This window comes from Achromobacter sp. HZ01 (assembly GCF_003267925.1).
GTDB lineage: Bacteria > Pseudomonadota > Gammaproteobacteria > Burkholderiales > Burkholderiaceae_B > Achromobacter > Achromobacter pulmonis_A.
In genome coordinates, this window is sequence record NZ_LWKV01000008.1 from 37917 (window position 1) to 55823 (window position 17907).

The following is a 17907-nucleotide window of genomic DNA, read 5'->3' on the forward strand; positions in this document are numbered from 1 at the left end:
AGAAATGTATGTGAGAAAATCGCGTGTTTTTACCGGCGGGCCGTCCCGAGGTAAAAAACCGCCCCGTTTGCCGAAGGCGCTGCGCGGGGGCATTCTCTTATAGGCAAATTATATGGCTGTGAACGAAAACCGCCTGGTCTGGCTGGACATGGAAATGACCGGCCTGGACCCTGAAAAAGAACGCATCATCGAGGTGGCCGTGGTGGTGACCGAGGCCGACCTGACGGTCGTGGCCGAAGGCCCCGTGCTGGTGGTGCATCAGCCCGACAGCCTGCTCGACGCCATGGACAACTGGAACAAGTCCACGCACGGCAAGAGCGGCCTGATCGACAAGGTCCGCGCGTCCACCATTTCCGAGGCCCAGGCAGAGGATACGCTGTTGGCATTTCTTGCGCAGCACGTGCCGGCCGGCAAGTCGCCGCTGTGCGGCAACACCATCAGCCAGGACCGCCGCTTCATGTTCGCCTACATGCCGCGCCTGGAGCAGTTCTTCCACTACCGCAACCTGGACGTCAGCACCCTGAAGGAGCTGGCGCGCCGCTGGGCGCCGGCGGTCTACAAGGGCTTCGAGAAGAAAAGCCGCCACGAGGCGCTGGCGGACATCTACGAGTCGATCGACGAGCTCAAGTATTACCGCGAGCATTTCCTGAAAGTGTAAGGGGTAAGTCCCCATGCCCGCCGCCCCGTCCGCCTGCGAGCCGCTCATCGGGGACCACCCGTCGATGGCGGCCTTGCGCGACCTGGTCGGCCGGGTCGCGCGCAGCAAGGCCAGCATCGTCCTCATCTACGGGGAAACCGGCACCGGCAAGGGGCTGGTCGCGCGCAACCTGCACGCGCAATCGGCGCGCGCGGCCAAGGGCTATACCGAGATCAACTGCGCCGCCATCCCGGGCAATCTGCTCGAATCCGAGCTGTTCGGCCACGAACGCGGCGCCTTCACCGGCGCCGTGGCGCGCAAGGCCGGGCTGCTGGAAGCCGCCAACGGCGGCAGCGTGTTCCTGGACGAGATCCGCGAACTGGACCCGGTCATGCAGGCCAAGATCCTGACCTTGCTGGACAGCCGCCGCTTCAGGCGCATCGGCTCGGTGCAGGAGGTCTCGGTCGACGCCCGCTTCATCGCCGCCACCAACAAGATCCTGCTGGGCGAAGTGCAGGCCGGGCGGTTCCGCGACGATCTCTATTACCGGCTGCAGGTCGTGTCCATCAACCTGCCGCCGCTGCGCGAGCGGGGCGACGACGTCATCGTGCTGGCGCAGCGCTTCCTGGAACGCTATAACGCCACCCACGGCAGCCGCTTCACCGCCATCGATCCGGAAGTGCGGCGCATCTTCAAGGCCTACGCCTGGCCGGGCAACGTGCGCGAACTGGGCAATCTGCTGGAGCGGATCTGCATCCTGGAGGATGGCGACACCGTGCTGGCGCGCCATCTGCCGCAGCGCATCCTGCGCGAAGCGGGCAAGCCCGCGCCCGCGGCGCCGTCCCCGGGAGGGGGCAGCTATGCCGAACAGACCGCGCAGTTCCAGCGCGGCCTGATCCGCGCGGCGCTGCAGGCCCAGGGCGGCAACCTGGGCCGCGCCGCCGATTCCCTGGGCCTGACGCGCCACGCCCTGCGCCACCAGATGCTCAAGCTGGGGCTGGACGGCTGACGCGGCCCCGGGCGCGCACTATTGCGCGCTGATGTTGTGCTTGCGCGCGATTCCCTGCCATAGCGCCAGGTCCTCGCGCACGCGCGCGCCGAACGCGGCGCTGTCCATGCGGGCCGGTACGGTGCCGTCCAGGTCCAGCAGGGCGCGCATCTCGGAAGAGGCGGAGATTTCATTGAGCGCGGCGTTGACCTTGTCTATATAAGGCTGCGGCGTGCCCGCCGGCGCGAACACGCCCACCCAGATCTGCACCGAGTAGCCGGGCAGCGACTGCGCCGCCGGCGACAGGCCGGGGAAGGCCGGCGAGGCCGCCTGCGCGGTGGTGGCCAGCAGCTTGACCTTCTTGCCCTGCACCACGGGCGCCAGCGTGCTGTAGTTGGACAGCATGACGTCGATCAGGCCGCCCGCCAGGTCGGAGGCGGCGTTGGCCGCGCCCTTGTAGGGCACGTGCGTCATCCGGGTGCCTGCGGCGTCGTCCAGCATGACCGTGGCCAGGTGGGCCAGCGAGCCGATGCCGGCGCTGCCGTAGTTCAGGGCGCCCGGCCTGGCGCGCGCGGCGTCCAGCAGCTCTTTGAGCGAGCCGTACGGCGTTTGCGCCGAGGCGGCGATGACCAGCGGGCCCTGGCCGATCATCGCCACCGGCGCGAACTGCTTGAGGGCGTCGTAGGGCAGGTGGGGCTGGGTGGCGGCGGTGGTGAGGAAGGTCGACGAGGTCAGCAGCAGCACCGAACCGTCCTTGGCCGAACGCGCGACGTACTCGGAACCGATCGCGCCGGCCGCGCCGCCACGGTTTTCGACGATCACCGTATTGCCGAAGCGGGCGGCCAGCTGCGGCGCGATCACGCGGGCGATCGCGTCGTTGCTGGCCCCGGCGGTGAACGGCACCACGATCTTGATCTGCTTGGGCACTTCCGGCTGGGCGGCGGCCGCGCCGGCCAGCAGGGACGCCGCCAGGAACAACGTTGTTTGCATTAGCGCTTTCATGCTCGATTCTCCAGGAGGGCGGAGGGGATGGCGGGCGCCGGACCCGGCGCCCGCGGCGTTCAGTCCGGCATGGGGACGGCGACGTCCAGCAGCGGCGCATACTGCTGCGCGCCGAAGATGTCGCCGTCGCCCGCCGACCCGCTAGGAACCAGCCGGTAGATCGTGAACTTGATGGCCAGGCCGGGATCGTAATGCACGAAGTCGGAGATGCGGGCGTCGTCGATCCGGTACAGGGCCGCCACGCTGGCGCGCGTCAACGCGCCGGAGCGCTTGACCGCCTCGTAGGTCGCCGGCTCGCGGAAGATGATGTCGAAGGTGATCTTGTTCACGCCCGCGTTCTTGCTGCGGATGGTCTTGGCCAGGCTGCTGAGTTTCTGGGTGCTCATGGTCTTGCCGGCTCAGGCGCCGGCCTCGGTGAGGTGGATCGGGAAGAGTTCGCCGGCGTCCTGCACCGGCAGCGTGTGGTTCAGGGTCCAGCGGTAGGCGGCGCTGGTGCGCACCACCTCGTCCAGCGGGAAAGACACCGAGCCCGCCGTGCCCTTCACGTCGGGCAGGCGGGCGTAGAACATCTGGCGCAGGCCCGTGAGCGTCAGTTCCTCGGCCATCTCGGCCGTGGGCGCGACGCCCTGGACCATCACACAGAGTTCATGGCCGGGCTGGTCGCGCAGCGGCTCCAGCTCGCCCATGACGCCGTCGCGCCCGTAGACCTTGTAGTGCAGCTCGTAGCCCGTGTCGCCGAAACGCTCGCGCACCTTGTCGCGCGCCCAGGCGATGACGCGGTCCACGTTTTCGATGGTGTAGGGGTCGCGTATGCCGCAAAGCCCCATGTAGCGCTCGCCGACCTTGCCCGAGCCCTCCAGCTTCACGCGCACCTGCGCGGCGGGTTCGAAGCGCGAGCCGGTGATGCGGGTGGTTTTCTCGCTGAACTGCTCGTAGCGGCATTCGGACATGTCGAGCCGCCCGCCGGCGAAGAATTCTTCGTAGGGGTTGGAGCGCTCGTACATGGCGTGGCCGGCCACCGAGGCGATGGTGCAGCGCTGGTCCGGATGCATGGCGGTGACGCGCACGTCTTCCTTCGAGATTTCGCCCATCACCGTTTCCTTGCCGCCATAGGGTTCGGCGCAGAACGAGGCGCACTCCAGCACCTTGCCCAGGTAATAGGCCTTGTCCGCGTCATAGCCTTTGTGCAGGGCCGGGGCGGCGAATACGGCGGCGTCGGAGCTGCGCCCGCCGATGATCACGTCCGCGCCCGCCTCCAGCAGTTTGATGTAGGGGTGCACGCCGGCCACCGCGACGATGCGGTCGCTGGCGTCCAGCTCGGTTTCGGTCAGGTCGGCGTAGCCGTCCAGGCCGGCCACCTGCTGGCCGTCGCGCAGCGCGCGGCGCACGCGTTCCTTGTCGACTTCCGAATAGAAATAGCCCAGCTTGAACGGCGCCAGCTTGTGCTGCGCGGCGATTTCCTTGATGAGGCTCACGTACAGGTCCACGCGGCTGTTCGCGCCGGTGTCGCCGGCCGATCCGATGATCATGGGCACGCCCAGCTTGCGCGCGGCCAGCAGCATCTGCTCCAGGTCGTGGCGCTGCCAGGCTTGCGGGCTGGTGGAGGTGTCGGAGCCCAGCGGCACGGGACCCACGTCGTCGCTGCCCGAATCGGCGGCGATGAAGTCCGGCCTGGCGGCGACGCCGAGCTGGAAGCTCTCGGTGCGCAGGGGGGCGAATCCTAAATGCCCGTTCGGGCAGATGATGCTCATGGAACGCATTGGTGTAGTCTCTTTCAGTTGGGTCGTCCGGTCCGGCTCGTCCCGGCGATGACTACAACGCAAAATGCATGCCAATCGGCCGACGCCCCGCGCCCCGCGTGTTTGCTGGGAGTCCGGGGCGGCATCTTCCAATTTGTTGGTGGAATTTCACGCAATGCGTGAAATTCACGCATAGGAGGCTATCGCCATGCCGACTTTCCTGCCCGTAGCCCGGATCCGTGACGCCGAACGCCGGGCGCTGGCCGAGGGCCGGCGGCTGATGCCGCTGGCGGGGGCGGCCGCGGCGCGTTTCGTCGCCGCGCGCGTGCCGCCGGGCACGGCGCTGCTGGCCCTGGCCGGTCCCGGCAACAACGGCGGCGACGCCCTGGAGGCGGCGACCTTGCTGCGGGCCATGGGCCACGACGTGCGCGTGCTGCTGCCGTCGGGCGCGCGCAACCTGCCTGCCGACGCCGCCCGCGCCCATGCCGGCTGGCTGGCGGCGGGCGGTCAGACCTGGTCCGCCCTCGAATCGGGCTTCACGCCGGGACTGGTCATCGACGGCCTGTTCGGCATCGGGCTGAACCGTCCGCTGGGCGCGGACTGGCAGGCGCTGGCGGACCAGGCCAATGCCTGGAGCGTGCCGGTGCTGGCGCTGGACGTGCCCAGCGGCATAGATGCCGATACCGGCGCGGCGCTGGGCCGGCCGGTGCGGGCGCGCTGGACCCTGTGTTTCATTGCGCGTGCGCGCGGGCTGGCGCAGGGCGCCGGCGCCGACGCCGCCGGCGAAATCCACCTGGACACGCTGGGCGTGACGCTGCCGCCTGCCGGCGGCGGCTGATCGGGCGGCCTCAGGCGGGGCGGCCGCCGAAGCGCGATTCGACCTCGCCGGTCAGCGGCGTATAGCGTTCGTTGTCGCGCCCGGCCAGGGCGTCCAGGTGCGCTTCCGAGGCGTCGAACACCTGCCAGTAGATGCGTCCGCAGATCTCGCGGGCGGCGTGGCCGGGCCAGTCGTCGGGCAGCATGGGGCCCGGCAGCTGGGGGTCGTGCAGCACGATCCGGCGCCAATTGTGCAGCAGCATGACGCGGATGATGAAGGCCTCGGCGGGCGAGGGCGGGGCGTCGAGCAGCTTTTCCAGCGGCCCGAAATTGCGGGTGAAGTGCCGGTACTGTTCGGCCAGGTCTTCCAGGTTCCAGCAGAGCGAGGCCAGGCTGGCTATGGGCAGGCCGCCGGCGCCGGCCAGGTCGCGCGCCGACAGCACCAGCGCGCGGTCGGGGATGCCCAGCTTTTCCAGGATGTCGTGCGCCGCGCTCGCCTCGGTGTGCGGATGGGCGAAGAGGCCCGGCGCGATCATGCCGAACCCTTCCCAGACCAGTTCGCGGCGCAGTTCCGCGCGCTCGGCCAGGCCGTTGCCGGTGCGCGGCAGCGCCACCAGCGTCCATTCCCCGTTCCATTCCTGCGGCGCGCCTTCGTAGATGCGCTGGGAGGCGTGCGCGGTGTGGCGCAGGCCCTGTTCGGAAATCAGGTACAGGCTGCGCCGGCCGTGGCGTTCGGATTGCAGCCAGTTCTGCGCAACCAGCCGGAACACGCTGGTGCGCAGCAGGCGCTCGTTGATGCCCAGGGGCGCCAGCAGTTCGATCAGGTCGCCCAGCCAGATGGCGCCGCCGTGCGGGGCCAGGGCGTCTCCCAGCAGGCTGACGCAGAGCGATTTCGCGCGCGGCGGATCGTTCTTGATCAGACGGGAAAGAAAGCGCTCCAGGGACGACTGAGGGTTTGCCATTAGAGGGGGCCGCGGGCGGCCGATATCGGTATCCGCAATATGATACATAAATCCAATGTGATACAGATTTGAGTTTGACAATGGATTTTTTGTATTAAATAATCCGCCTATGACATGACGGCATTGCGCAACGTTTGCTTTGCGTTTTCGCAAACTGCCTCAAGGAGACAAACATGTACGCACAACTCGTCGAAACCGGCGTCAAGCAGGTCAAGACCGCGGACCAGCTCGAAGGCCAGGAACAGGCGTTCCAGCGCCGCATCGACGACGGCATCCGCATCGAGGCCAAGGACTGGATGCCCGAGGCCTACCGCAAGACCCTGGTGCGCCAGATTTCCCAGCACGCGCATTCCGAGATCGTGGGCATGCTGCCCGAAGGCAACTGGATCACCCGCGCGCCTTCGCTCAAGCGCAAGGCCATCCTGCTGGCCAAGGTCCAGGACGAAGCCGGCCACGGCCTCTATCTGTACAGCGCCGCCGAAACCCTGGGCGTGTCGCGCGACGACCTGGTCGACGACCTGCACGCCGGCCGCGCCAAGTACTCCAGCATCTTCAACTACCCCACGCTCAGCTGGGCCGACATCGGCATGATCGGCTGGCTGGTCGACGGCTCGGCCATCATCAACCAGATCCCGCTGTGCCGCTGTTCCTACGGCCCGTACGCGCGCGCCATGGTGCGCGTCTGCAAGGAGGAATCCTTCCACCAGCGCCAGGGCTACGACCTGCTGATGCAGATGTGCCTGCACGGCACGCCGGAACAGAAGGCGATGGTGCAGGATTCGCTCAACCGCTGGTGGTGGCCGGCGCTGATGATGTTCGGCCCTTCCGATGCCGACTCCCCCAACAGCGCCCAGTCCATGGCCTGGAAGATCAAGCTCTTCTCCAACGACGAGCTGCGCCAGAAGATGGTGGACCAGACCGTGCCGCAGGCCGAGTACCTGGGCCTGACCATCCCCGATCCCGAGCTGAAGTGGAACGCCGAGCGCGGCCACTACGACTTCGGCGAAATCGACTGGGCCGAGTTCTACGCGGTGCTCAAGGGCAACGGCCCGTGCAACCGCGAACGCCTGGCCGCGCGCGTCAAGGCGCACGAGGACGGCGCCTGGGTGCGCGAAGCCCTGGTGGCCTACGCCGACAAGCAGGCCGAGCGCAAGGCCGCCTAGGCCGTCTCGCGGCCGCGACTCTCTCTCCATCATTGCAGACCGGTGCGCGCGGGGCGCGCCCGGCATTCGAGGATATCCATCATGAGCAAAGACTGGCCTTTGTGGGAAGTGTTCATCCGCAGCCAGCACGGCCTGGCGCACAAGCACGTCGGCAGCCTGCACGCGCCCGACGCCGAAATGGCGATCAACCACGCCCGCGACGTCTACACCCGCCGCAACGAAGGGCTGAGCATCTGGGTGGTGCGCGCCAGCGACATCTCGGCCAGCAGCCCGGGCGACAAGGACCCCTTGTTCGAACCGGCCAACAGCAAGGTCTACCGGCATCCCACGTTCTTCCCGATGCCCGAAGAAATCAAGCACATGTAAGGCGGCGGGGCAGACATGGACAAGACGCTGTTTGAATACCTGCTGCGGCTGGGCGATTCCTCGCTCATCCTGTCGCAGCGCCTGGGCGCCTGGACCGGCCACGGCCCGATCCTGGAAGAAGACCTGGCGCTGACCAATACCGCGCTGGACCTGCTGGGCCAGGCCCGCATGTGGCTGACGCTGGCCGGCGAGGTCGAAGGCGCCGGGCGCGACGAAGACGCGCTGGCCTACCTGCGCGACGCCCACCAGTTCCACAACGTGCTGCTGGTGGAGCGCCCCAACGGCAATTACGCCGACACCATGGCGCGCCAGTTCCTGTTCGACGTCTGGCACTACTTCCTGCTGCAGCGCCTGGAGCAGTCGAGCGACGAGCGCGTCGCCGGCATCGCGGCCAAGTCCATCAAGGAAGTTACCTACCACGTGCGCCGCTCGTCGGACATGGTGGTGCGCCTGGGCGACGGCACGGCGGAAAGCCATGCCAAGATGCAGGCGGCCATCGACGACGCCTGGCGTTTCACCGGCGAGCTGTTCACCGACGACGCCGTCGACCAGGACGTGGCGGCCCGCGGCATCGGCTGTGAGCTGGCCTCGCTGCGCCAGCCCTGGCTGGCGCACGTGCGCGAAGTGCTGGAAGAAGCCACCCTGACCGTGCCCGACGAAGCCGCCGCCGGCCATCCGGCGCACCGCGGCGGACGCCAGGGCAAGCACACCGAGGAACTGGGCTACGTGCTGGCCGAAATGCAGTTCCTGCCGCGCGCCTATCCGGGAGCCAAGTGGTGAACGCGCTGGCGCCCGTTTCCGCCGACCAGGTCTACGCCTGGCTGCAGGAGGTCCCCGATCCGGAGATCCCCGTGCTGTCCGTGGTGGATCTGGGCGTGGTGCGCGAGGTGTCCTGGGACGGCGACGCCTGTGTCGTGGTCATCACGCCCACGTATTCCGGCTGTCCGGCCATGCGCGAGATCACCCAGGACATCGAACGGACGCTGGCGCGCCACGGCATCGCCGAGGTGCGGGTGCAGACCCGCCTGGCGCCGGCCTGGACCACCGACTGGATGAGCGAGAAGGGGCGCCAGGCGCTCAAGGGCTACGGCATCGCCGCGCCGGCCGAACGCGCCGTCGACATCTCCGGCATCAGCCGCCGCGCGGCCGGCCCGGCGATCGCCTGCCCGCGCTGCGGGTCGCGCGATACGCGCCTGGTGAGCAATTTCGGCTCCACGTCGTGCAAGGCGCTGTATCGCTGCGTCTCCTGCCGCGAGCCCTTCGATTATTTCAAGACTCACTAAGAGCGGTTTCGAAATGAGCCAGAATCAATTCCATTCCCTGAAGGTGGCGTCGGTGGCGCGCAACACGCGCGACGCGGTCGTCGTGACCTTCGACCTGCCCGAGGCGCTGGCGGACGAATTCGCCTTCCTGCCGGGCCAGTACCTGACCCTGCGCACGCAGCTCAACGGCGAGGAACAGCGCCGCTCCTATTCCATCTGTTCGGCCCCGCACGACAAGCTGCTGCGCGTGGCGATCAAAAAGGTGGACGAGGGCGTATTTTCCAGCTGGGCCAACCACGAACTGCAGCCCGGCCAGACCCTGGACGTGATGGCCCCGGCCGGCAACTTCACCGTCGACTTCGCGCCCGAAAACCGCCGCCACTATGTGGCCTTCGCCGTGGGCAGCGGCATCACGCCGGTGTTTTCGCTGGTCAAGACCGCGCTGTCGACCGAGCCCCACAGCAAGTTCACGCTGTTCTTCGGCAACCGCGCCTCGTCGGCGGTGCTGTTTCGCGAAGAGATCGAAGACCTGAAGAACCTCTATATGGAGCGCTTCTCGCTGGTCTACATCATGAGCCGCGAAACCCAGGACATCGAGCTCTTCAACGGCCGCCTGGACGGCGACAAGGTCGACCAGCTGATGTCGGCCTGGATGAGCCCCGAGGATATCGATTACGCTTTTGTGTGCGGTCCGCAGACCATGACCGAAAGCGTGGTCGAGCGGCTGCAGGCCCGCGGCATTCCGAAGTCGAACATCAAGTTCGAACTGTTCGGCGCGCCCAAGGGGCCGCGCGCGCTGCGCACCGGCCACGACGCCCGCCAGGCGCCGGGCAAGGGGCAGTGCGAGGTGACGGTGGTGCAGGACGGCCACAGCCGCATGTTCGTCATCGACAAGAACAAAGACAGCGTGCTGGATTCGGCGCTGGCGCAGGGCATCGAGCTGCCGTATTCGTGCAAGGGCGGGGTGTGTTCCACCTGCCGCTGCAAGGTGATCGAAGGCGAGGTCGACATGGACGCCAACTTCGCCCTGGAAGACTACGAAGTGGCGCGCGGCTTCATCCTGAGCTGCCAGAGCTTTCCGGTCAGCGACCGCCTGGTGATCGACTTCGACCAGGAAACCTGACCCGGCCCGCGCCAGGCAGAAAAACCTACTTATCTGGAGAGACGCAGTGTCCCAACAATTCTTCGAACGCCATCAGCCCCTGCTGGAACAGGCACTGGCCGCGGCCGCGCTGCGCGGCTACTGGAGCCCGTTTGCCGAGTCGCCCAGCCCCCGCAACTATGGCGAGACCGCCAACGACGAGGGCCGCGCCGCCTTCGAAGCGTTGAAGGGCAAGCCTTTCCCGCTGAACCTGCATGACGCCGACGGCGTCGTGGGCGGCGAAAAATCGCCTTACGGCTTCGACCTGGGCATCACCTATCCGCGCGTGCCCGCCGACAAGCTCATCGCCGCCTCCAAGCGCGCGCTCGAGGACTGGCGCCGCGCCGGCCCGCGCGCCTGGGTCGGTGTGTCGCTGGAAATCCTGGCCCGCCTGAACAAGCTCAGCTTCCAGATCGCCTACGCGGTCCAGCACACCACCGGCCAGGGCTTCATGATGGCCTTCCAGGCCGGCGGCCCGCACGCGCAGGACCGCGGCTTCGAAGCCGTGACCTACGCCTGGCAGGAAATGTCGCGCATCCCCGGCGTGGCCGTCTGGGAAAAGCCGCAGGGCAAGAACGAACCGATCCGCATGGAAAAGCAGTTCACCGTGGTGCCGCGCGGCGTCGCGCTGGTGATCGGCTGCTCCACCTTCCCGACCTGGAACGGCTACCCCGGCATGTTCGCCAGCCTGGCCACCGGCAACACCGTGATCGTCAAGCCGCACCCCGGCGCGATCCTGCCGCTGGCCATCACCGTCAAGGTGGCGCGCGAAGTGCTGCAGGAAGCGGGCTTCGATCCCGACGTGGTGCAACTGGCCGCGCATGAAGCCGGCGACGACACCGCGCAGAAGCTGGCGCTGGACCCGGCCGTCAAGATCGTGGACTTCACCGGCAGCACCGCCAACGGCGACTGGCTCGAGAACAACGCCCGCCAGGCGCTGGTCTACACCGAGAAGGCCGGCGTCAACCAGGTCATCATCGACTCCACCGACGACCTCAAGGGCGTGGCCCGCAACCTGGCGTTCTCGCTGGCCCTGTATTCGGGCCAGATGTGCACCGCGCCGCAGAACATCTACGTGCCGCGCGACGGCATCCAGACGCCGGAAGGCCGCGTCAGCTTCGACGACGTCGCGGCCGCCCTGGGCGCCGCGGTCGAGAAGCTGGGCGCCGATCCGGCCAAGGCCGTCGAGCTGACCGGCGCGATCCAGAACGAAGGCATCGTCGAGCGCATCGAAAAGGCGCGCGCGCTGGGCCTGCCCGTGGTGGCCGACAGCAAGGCGCTGACGCACCCGCAGTTCGAGAACGCCCGCGTGCGCACGCCGCTGCTGCTGCGCACGGAAGCCGGCAACGCCGCCATCAGTCAGGAATGGTTCGGCCCGATCGCCTTCGTGGTGGCCACCGATTCCACTGCCCACAGCATCCAGCTGGCGCGTGACAGCGTCATCCAGCACGGCGCGCTGTCGCTGTCGGCCTACACCACCAGCGACGCCGTCGCCGAGCAGGTGCAGGACGCGGCCGAGGTCTCGGGCGTGTCGCTGTCGCTGAACCTGACGGGCGCGGTGTTCGTGAACCAGACGGCCGCGTTCAGCGATTTCCATGGCACCGGCGCCAATCCGGCGGCCAATGCGGCGCTGTCCGATACGGCTTTCGTGTCCAACCGGTTCCGGGTCGTGCAGACGAGAAAACACATCTAATCTCCCCTTCCCCCCCGGAGCGCTACGCGCTTCCCCCCCCAGGGGGGGCGCCGCCTCGTTATTCGTTAGTGTTTCGTATTTGGATGCTATTGGCGTGCGCGCCATGGATACCGACATGAGCTACCAAGATATCCAGTTCGACCTGTCAGGCGGCATCGCGCGCCTGACGCTGAACCGTCCCGACAAACTCAACAGCTTCACCGCCAACATGCATGGTGAAGTGGCCGACGCGCTGGCGCGCGTGGAAACGGAAGGCGCGCGCGTGCTGGTGCTGACCGGCGCCGGCCGCGGCTTTTGCGCCGGGCAGGACCTGAGCGAGCGCCGGCCCGCCGCCGACGGCACGCCGCCCGACCTGGGCGAGACCGTCGACAAGTACTACGCGCCGCTGGTGCGCCGCATCAATGCCCTGCCCATGCCGGTGGTGGTGGGCGTGAACGGCGTGGCGGCGGGGGCGGGTGCGAACCTGGCTTTCGCCGGCGACATCGTCATCGCCAAGGCCTCGGCCAGTTTCATCCAGTCGTTCTGCCGCCTGGGCCTGATCCCGGACACCGGCGGCACCTTCGTGCTGCCGCGCCTGGTCGGCCGCGCCCGCGCCATGGGGCTGGCCATGCTGGGCGACAAGCTCAGCGCGCAGCAGGCGCAGGACTGGGGCCTGATCTGGCAATGCGTGCCGGACGAGGAATTCGACGCCGCGCTGGAACGCCTGGCGCAGCACTTTTCCAAGGCCCCGACCAAGGGGCTGGCATACACCAAGCGGGCCATCCAGGCCAGCCTGGCCAACGATCTTTCGACCCAGCTGGACCTGGAGCGCGACCTGATGCGCGAACTCGGGCGCAGCGCCGATTACGCGGAGGGCGTGGACGCCTTCCTGAACAAGCGCGAACCGCAATTCAAGGGGCAATGATGAACGCACACGTACCCGCCGTCGAGGCGCCCACCGATCCGCAGGAGCTTGCGCAGGCCGTCGGCGCCGTGATGTACGCCGGCGACGCCGCCTCGCAGGGCCTGGACATGAAGGTCGAAGAAATGGCGCCGGGTTACGCGCGGCTGAGCATGCGGGTGCGCGCCGACATGCTCAACGGGCACAAGACCTGCCACGGCGGCTTCATCTTCGCCCTGGCCGACAGCGCCTTCGCGTTCTCCTGCAATTCGCGCAACGTCAGCACCGTGGCCTCGGGCTGCACCATCGACTACCTGGCCCCGGGTTTCGAAGGCGACCTGCTGACCGCGGTGGCGCAGGAGCGCTCGCTGGCAGGGCGCACCGGCGTCTATGACGTGACCGTCACCAACCAGGAGGGACGCAACGTGGCCTTGTTCCGCGGCCGCTCTTATCGAATCAAAGGCCAGATCGTCGGCGCTCCCGCGGACGCCTGAGGCCGTCATCCAACCAAAGACGAGGCCGCCGGCCCGGCCGCACGCGCGCTTGCGTATCCGCGCGCATGCGGCCGGGCCGGCGTAGTGAGAATTTCAGGAGAGAGATAACCATGTCCAACACCATGAGCAAGCCGGGACTGGACCCCATCGAACATGCCAGCGAGGACGAGCTGCGCGCCTTGCAGCTGCAGCGGCTGAAGTGGTCGCTCAAGCACGCCTACGAGAACGTGCCGCACTACAAGAAGGCCTTCGACGAGGCCGGCGTGCATCCGGACGACCTCAAGCAGCTGTCCGATATTTCCAAGTTCCCCTTCACCACCAAGAAGGAACTGCGCGAGAACTATCCCTTCGGCATGTTCGCCGTGCCGCGCGAGCGCGTCTCGCGCATCCACGCTTCCAGCGGCACCACCGGCAAGCCGACGGTGGTGGGCTACACCAAGGGCGACCTGGACAACTGGGCCAACCTGGTGGCGCGCTCGATCCGCGCCGCCGGCGGCAAGCCCGGCGACACCGTGCACGTGGCCTACGGCTACGGCCTGTTCACCGGCGGCCTGGGCGCGCACTATGGCGCCGAACGCCTGGGCTGCACCGTCATCCCGATGTCCGGCGGCCAGACCGAAAAGCAGGTGCAGCTGATCAATGATTTCCGTCCGGACATCATCATGGTCACGCCCTCGTACTTCTGCAATATCCTCGAAGAGCAGCGCCGCCAGGGCATCGACCCGCGCCAGAGCTCGCTGCGCATCGGCATCTTCGGCGCCGAGCCCTGGACCGGCCAGATGCGCGCCGACATCGAGACCGAGGCCGGCATCGACGCGGTGGACATCTACGGCCTGTCCGAAGTGATGGGCCCCGGCGTGGCGAGCGAATGCGTCGAGACCAAGGATGGCCCCGTGGTCTGGGAAGACCATTTCTACGCCGAGATCATCAATCCGGATACGGGCGAGCCCGTGGCCGACGGCGAGCCGGGCGAACTGGTGTTCACCTCGCTCACCAAGGAAGCGATGCCCATCATCCGCTACCGCACGCGCGATCTCACCCGCCTGCTGCCGCCGACGGCGCGCAGCATGCGCCGCATCGGCAAGATCACCGGCCGCAGCGACGACATGCTGATCGTGCGCGGCGTGAACATGTTCCCCACGCAGGTCGAGGAACTGGTGCTCAAGATCGCCCAACTGGCGCCGCACTACCAGCTGGTGCTGTCGCGCACCGGCAACCTGGACGAGCTCGAGATCCTGACCGAACTGCGGGCCGAGTTCTCGACCCTGTCCGACGCCGAGCGCGCCAACCTGGGCAAGCAGCTGCAGCACGCCGTCAAGACCCACATCGGGGTCAGCGCGCGCATCCAGGTGTCGGACGCCGGCCACGTGGAACGCACCCTGACCGGCAAGGCCCGCCGCGTCATCGACAAACGCCCGAAGTAGGATGGGTGGAGCGCGAGAGTCTTTAAGCAAGAACACGAATACCCAGCGCGCGAAACCCATCAGGCGGCGCCAGCCGCCGCCTTTCGTGGCACGAGACAAACGCCGGCTGTCGCCGGCCGATGGGTTACGCGCGCTCGATGGTTGAGTTCTTGCCCAAGAACTCTCGCGCTGCACCCATCCTAGCCCCGCACCTGCCGCACGATCCGCCGATACCAGAAGTGCAGCAGCGCCGCCGACAGCCCCAGGCCGGCCATGGCCATGAGCCACATGCTGCCGGCGCCCTGGGGCGAACCGGGCACCAGCACGGCGCGGATGCCGTCCAGGCCGCCGCGGCCCGGACCGAAACCGAACCACCAGCCGCCGGCCAGGCCCACGCCGGCCAGCGCGACCGTCTGCAGGATCAGCGGCACCACCGCCACCTTGTAGGCGCGCAGCAGGTAGGAGTTGATGCATTGCATCGAGTCGAACAGGTGGAATAGCGGCAGCACGGCAAGCAGGGTGGTGGCGACGGCGGCCACGCCGGCATTGTCGGTGTAGGCCGCCAGGATCAGCGGACGACCGGCCAGCAGCACGGCGGCGGTCAGCAGCGCGCCCAGCAGGCCCAGCGCCAGGCCGGCCATGCCGGTGCGGTGCGCGTGCTCCAGATTGCCGGCGCCGATGGCCTGGGCCGTCAGCGCGGCGGTGGCCACGCCCAGCGCCATGGGCATCATGTAGCACAGCGCGGCCAGGTTCGACATGATCTGGTGGCCGCCGGTCACGAAAGTGCCTTCGCGCGCCACCAGCAGGGCCATGAAGGTGAAGGCCGAGACCTCGACCAGATACGACCCGCCCATCGGCAGGCCCAGGCGCAGCAACTCCTTGAGCGTCTTCCAGTCGGGCCTGCCCACGCGCAGCTGGAAGCGCCGGTAATAGCGGTCGTGGGTGATGACCCACAGCCCCAGGCCCAGGCTGATCCAGGAAACCAGCGCCGTCGCCAGCCCGGCCCCGGCCGCGCCCATGGCCGGCAGCCCCAGGTTGCCGTAGATCAGCAGCCAGTTGAAGAAGGCCTTGAAGCCGATGGCGGTCAGGTTGATCGCCATGACCAGCTTGGGGCGCGAGACCGCCGTGCCCAGCGCGTAGATTGTGCGGAACACCAGCGCGGCGGGCAGGGCCAATACCAGCGCCCGGAGATAGGCGGCGATGCGCTCGCGCACCGCCGGATCGACGTCGCCCGACAGGGACAGCCACATGTCCGGGAACAGCATCAGCGCGGCGCCGGCCACGGACAGGCCCAACGCCAGCCACACGCCCTGGCCCCAGCTGCGGCCGACTTCGGCGTTCTGGCCGGCGCCGAAATGCTGCGCCAGGATGGGGATGAGCGCATGCACGACGCCCATCAGCCCGACGAAGATGGTGATGTAGATGGACGCGGACAAGGCCATGGCCGCCAGGTCGCTGGCGCTGGAATGGCCCGTCATGGCCGTGTCCAGCACCCCGAAGGAGATGCCGGCCCATTGGCTGACCAGCACCGGCCAGGCCTGCCTGGCGATGCCGCGCAGGGTGGCGCCGAAAGTCATCGGCGCGGCGGTCGGCGGCGTCATCGGTTCGAACCGATGCGCAGCAGGCGGAACACCTCCTGGCGGTCCGCGCGCCGGCCGCCCTGCCACAGCACGTCGGCGCCCTCGCTATAGGCGGCGGTGTTGTCCCGCAGGCTCTGGTTGTTGGTCTGCTGCAGGATCACCGTGCACTTGGCGTCGAAAGTGAAGGTGAGGTTGTTGAAGATCAGGAACGAGGCGCGCTGGCCGCTGCCCAGGCTCAGCCCGCGCACGCATTCGCCGGGGCGCAGGTTCTGCTCCAGCGCCTGGGCCAGCTGGCCGGAGACGGTGCGGTAGCTGCGCGCGTAATCCACCGCCGGCTGCCACAGCAGCACCAGCAGGATCCAGGTCACGGTGAGCCCGCCGGCCGACAGCACGGTGCCGCGCCACAGCGCCTGCGGCTTGACGCGCAGGCGCCACACCACCAGCGCGATCCAGGCCAGCGTGAACGCCACGCCCAGCGCGAAGGCGATCCAGGAGATGACCGGCTCGTAGCCGGTGGTCTGGCGGGCGATGTTGCGCGAGATCTGCGCGGGCCAGTGGAAGTGCAGGGCGACCCAGCCCAGCCAGACGGTGGCCGCGGTCAGCGAAAAGCACATCACGGCGAACCAGTCCAGCGTGTTGACCACGCCGCGGCGCAGCGTCGGCAGCGAAAACGCGCCCAGCACCGCGCAGGGGACGGCGAGCAGCACGTATTCGGAGTCGGTGGCCTCTTCCAGGCCGAACAGCACCAGCGTCGCGCAGGCCAGCAGCGTCAGCGGCAGCCAGATGTGCGGCGCGTAGATCCACGAACGCCAGCGCCAGATCGCCACCAGGGCCAGCGGCCAGGTCGGCCACAGATACCAGGGCAGGTCGCGCAGCGTGCGGCCGATGTCGTGCCAGGACGGCGGCGCGAAGGACGCCAGGTTCCAGGTCTTCCAGTTGCGGATCCAGTATTCGCTGCCCTGGCTGGCCGGAATCCACCAGGCCAGGATCAGCACGGCGGTCACCAGCGCCGCCCAGGGCAGCCAGCGCCGGCTTTGCCACAGCAGGCTGCGCGGGTAGAAGGCCAGCAGCGCGCCGATCATGATGGGGACCGCGCCCACCCAGCCGCGGGTCAGGAAGCTGGCGGCCAGCGCGAAGCCCAGCGTGGTGCAGCCCGTGAAAGGACGGTCCACGCTGCGCGCCAGCGAATAGAAGGCCAGCGCCTGCCAGGCCATGATGGCCGGCACCACGGTGGTTTCGTGGGTGCGCTGCAGAATGCCCACCGTGGCCAGCAACAGCAGCAGGGCGGCGTCGGCCAGCATGCGGCCGTAGTCGCGCGGCTCGGGTTCGCCGCCGAAGGGCAGCGCCAGCGGCTGGGCTTCGGCGCGCCGGCCCAGCAGATAGGTGCCGTACCACACGCTGGTGGTGGTGATGGCGAACCACAGCAGGTTGGGCAGGCGGCCGGCCGTGATGTCGCCGATGAACGGGCCGAACAGCCAGATGCAGATCGCGCCCACCCAGGTGATCAGCGGACCTTCCTCGGCGTGGGCCAGCAGCCCCACCTGCGGCAGCAGCCAGGTCAGCCCGCCCTCGCGGATCGCCGTGATCATGGTCGCCAGTCCGACCGCATCGTCCGTTTTCCAGGGGTCGCGCATGAACAGGCCGGCCACGATATAGGCCAGCAGCAGCCCCAGCAGGATCAGGCGGGGCAGTTTCGCGGTGGCCACGGACGTCAGCCGGGCCGGGGTGGAAAGGGAGATTGGGGACACGGGCGTTAATGTAACCGAGTGGTCGGGTTGCGC

The 17907-nt window shown here is 68.1% G+C and carries 18 protein-coding genes; 12 read left to right on the top strand and 6 right to left on the bottom strand.

Going from position 1 to position 17907, the window contains the following annotated elements:
• Positions 1-112 precede the first annotated feature (112 nt).
• On the top strand, positions 113-658 hold the full coding sequence (gene orn / locus A6B37_RS25590) for an oligoribonuclease (RefSeq protein ID WP_049072382.1): 546 nt from the start codon (positions 113-115) through the stop codon (positions 656-658).
• Positions 659-671: 13 nt separating this feature from the next.
• Complete coding sequence (locus A6B37_RS25595) at positions 672-1646, top strand: sigma-54 dependent transcriptional regulator (RefSeq protein WP_102774851.1); 975 nt, start codon at positions 672-674, stop codon at positions 1644-1646.
• Between the two features lie 18 nt (positions 1647-1664).
• Here A6B37_RS25595 and A6B37_RS25600 read toward each other — a convergent pair whose 3' ends face one another.
• The 3 genes from A6B37_RS25600 to A6B37_RS25610 form a co-directional block, all read right to left on the bottom strand.
• Entirely contained in the window at positions 1665-2615 is a 951-nt protein-coding gene (locus tag A6B37_RS25600) for a tripartite tricarboxylate transporter substrate-binding protein (RefSeq protein WP_102774850.1), read from the bottom strand.
• A 71-nt stretch (positions 2616-2686) separates the two neighbouring features.
• A complete protein-coding gene (locus tag A6B37_RS25605) occupies positions 2687-3013 on the bottom strand; it encodes a DUF4387 domain-containing protein (protein ID WP_102774849.1) in 327 nt (108 codons plus the stop codon).
• A gap of 12 nt (positions 3014-3025) precedes the next feature.
• The gene (locus A6B37_RS25610; protein ID WP_111827303.1) at positions 3026-4387 is read right to left on the bottom strand and encodes an acyclic terpene utilization AtuA family protein; all 1362 of its coding nucleotides are present in this window, start codon (positions 4385-4387) and stop codon (positions 3026-3028) included.
• A 187-nt stretch (positions 4388-4574) separates the two neighbouring features.
• Between A6B37_RS25610 and A6B37_RS25615 the strand changes: the two genes are divergently transcribed.
• Positions 4575-5204: an NAD(P)H-hydrate epimerase gene (locus A6B37_RS25615; protein WP_111827304.1), complete on the top strand. Its 630-nt coding sequence runs from the start codon at positions 4575-4577 to the stop codon at positions 5202-5204.
• Between the two features lie 10 nt (positions 5205-5214).
• Here A6B37_RS25615 and paaX read toward each other — a convergent pair whose 3' ends face one another.
• Complete coding sequence (paaX, locus tag A6B37_RS25620) at positions 5215-6144, bottom strand: phenylacetic acid degradation operon negative regulatory protein PaaX (protein ID WP_111827305.1); 930 nt, start codon at positions 6142-6144, stop codon at positions 5215-5217.
• Positions 6145-6317: 173 nt separating this feature from the next.
• Between paaX and paaA the strand changes: the two genes are divergently transcribed.
• From paaA to paaK, 9 genes are all read left to right on the top strand, one after another.
• The gene (paaA, locus tag A6B37_RS25625; protein WP_102774845.1) at positions 6318-7307 is read left to right on the top strand and encodes a 1,2-phenylacetyl-CoA epoxidase subunit PaaA; all 990 of its coding nucleotides are present in this window, start codon (positions 6318-6320) and stop codon (positions 7305-7307) included.
• Between the two features lie 81 nt (positions 7308-7388).
• Positions 7389-7673: a 1,2-phenylacetyl-CoA epoxidase subunit PaaB gene (paaB, locus tag A6B37_RS25630; protein ID WP_006388300.1), complete on the top strand. Its 285-nt coding sequence runs from the start codon at positions 7389-7391 to the stop codon at positions 7671-7673.
• A gap of 15 nt (positions 7674-7688) precedes the next feature.
• Positions 7689-8453 carry a 1,2-phenylacetyl-CoA epoxidase subunit PaaC gene (paaC, locus tag A6B37_RS25635; protein WP_102774844.1) on the top strand — a complete coding sequence of 255 codons (765 nt, stop codon included), beginning with the start codon at positions 7689-7691 and terminating at the stop codon, positions 8451-8453.
• Positions 8450-8956, top strand: a complete 507-nt coding sequence (paaD, locus tag A6B37_RS25640; RefSeq protein WP_102774955.1) for a 1,2-phenylacetyl-CoA epoxidase subunit PaaD — start codon at positions 8450-8452, stop codon at positions 8954-8956. Before paaC ends, paaD begins: the two co-directional genes overlap by 4 nt.
• Before the next feature lie 13 nt (positions 8957-8969).
• On the top strand, positions 8970-10058 hold the full coding sequence (paaE, locus tag A6B37_RS25645; protein WP_102774843.1) for a 1,2-phenylacetyl-CoA epoxidase subunit PaaE: 1089 nt from the start codon (positions 8970-8972) through the stop codon (positions 10056-10058).
• A 46-nt stretch (positions 10059-10104) separates the two neighbouring features.
• Positions 10105-11769, top strand: a complete 1665-nt coding sequence (gene paaN, locus A6B37_RS25650; RefSeq protein ID WP_111827306.1) for a phenylacetic acid degradation protein PaaN — start codon at positions 10105-10107, stop codon at positions 11767-11769.
• A gap of 115 nt (positions 11770-11884) precedes the next feature.
• Complete coding sequence (paaG, locus tag A6B37_RS25655) at positions 11885-12673, top strand: 2-(1,2-epoxy-1,2-dihydrophenyl)acetyl-CoA isomerase PaaG (RefSeq protein ID WP_111827318.1); 789 nt, start codon at positions 11885-11887, stop codon at positions 12671-12673.
• A complete protein-coding gene (gene paaI / locus A6B37_RS25660; protein ID WP_102774841.1) occupies positions 12673-13143 on the top strand; it encodes a hydroxyphenylacetyl-CoA thioesterase PaaI in 471 nt (156 codons plus the stop codon). Before paaG ends, paaI begins: the two co-directional genes overlap by 1 nt.
• A 110-nt stretch (positions 13144-13253) precedes the next feature.
• Positions 13254-14567: a phenylacetate--CoA ligase PaaK gene (paaK, locus tag A6B37_RS25665; RefSeq protein ID WP_102774840.1), complete on the top strand. Its 1314-nt coding sequence runs from the start codon at positions 13254-13256 to the stop codon at positions 14565-14567.
• A gap of 179 nt (positions 14568-14746) precedes the next feature.
• Here paaK and A6B37_RS25670 read toward each other — a convergent pair whose 3' ends face one another.
• A complete protein-coding gene (locus A6B37_RS25670; protein WP_102774839.1) occupies positions 14747-16147 on the bottom strand; it encodes an MATE family efflux transporter in 1401 nt (466 codons plus the stop codon).
• Entirely contained in the window at positions 16144-17874 is a 1731-nt protein-coding gene (locus A6B37_RS25675; protein WP_102774838.1) for a glycosyltransferase, read from the bottom strand. The genes A6B37_RS25670 and A6B37_RS25675 overlap by 4 nt, the downstream gene beginning before the upstream one ends.
• Positions 17875-17907 lie beyond the last annotated feature (33 nt).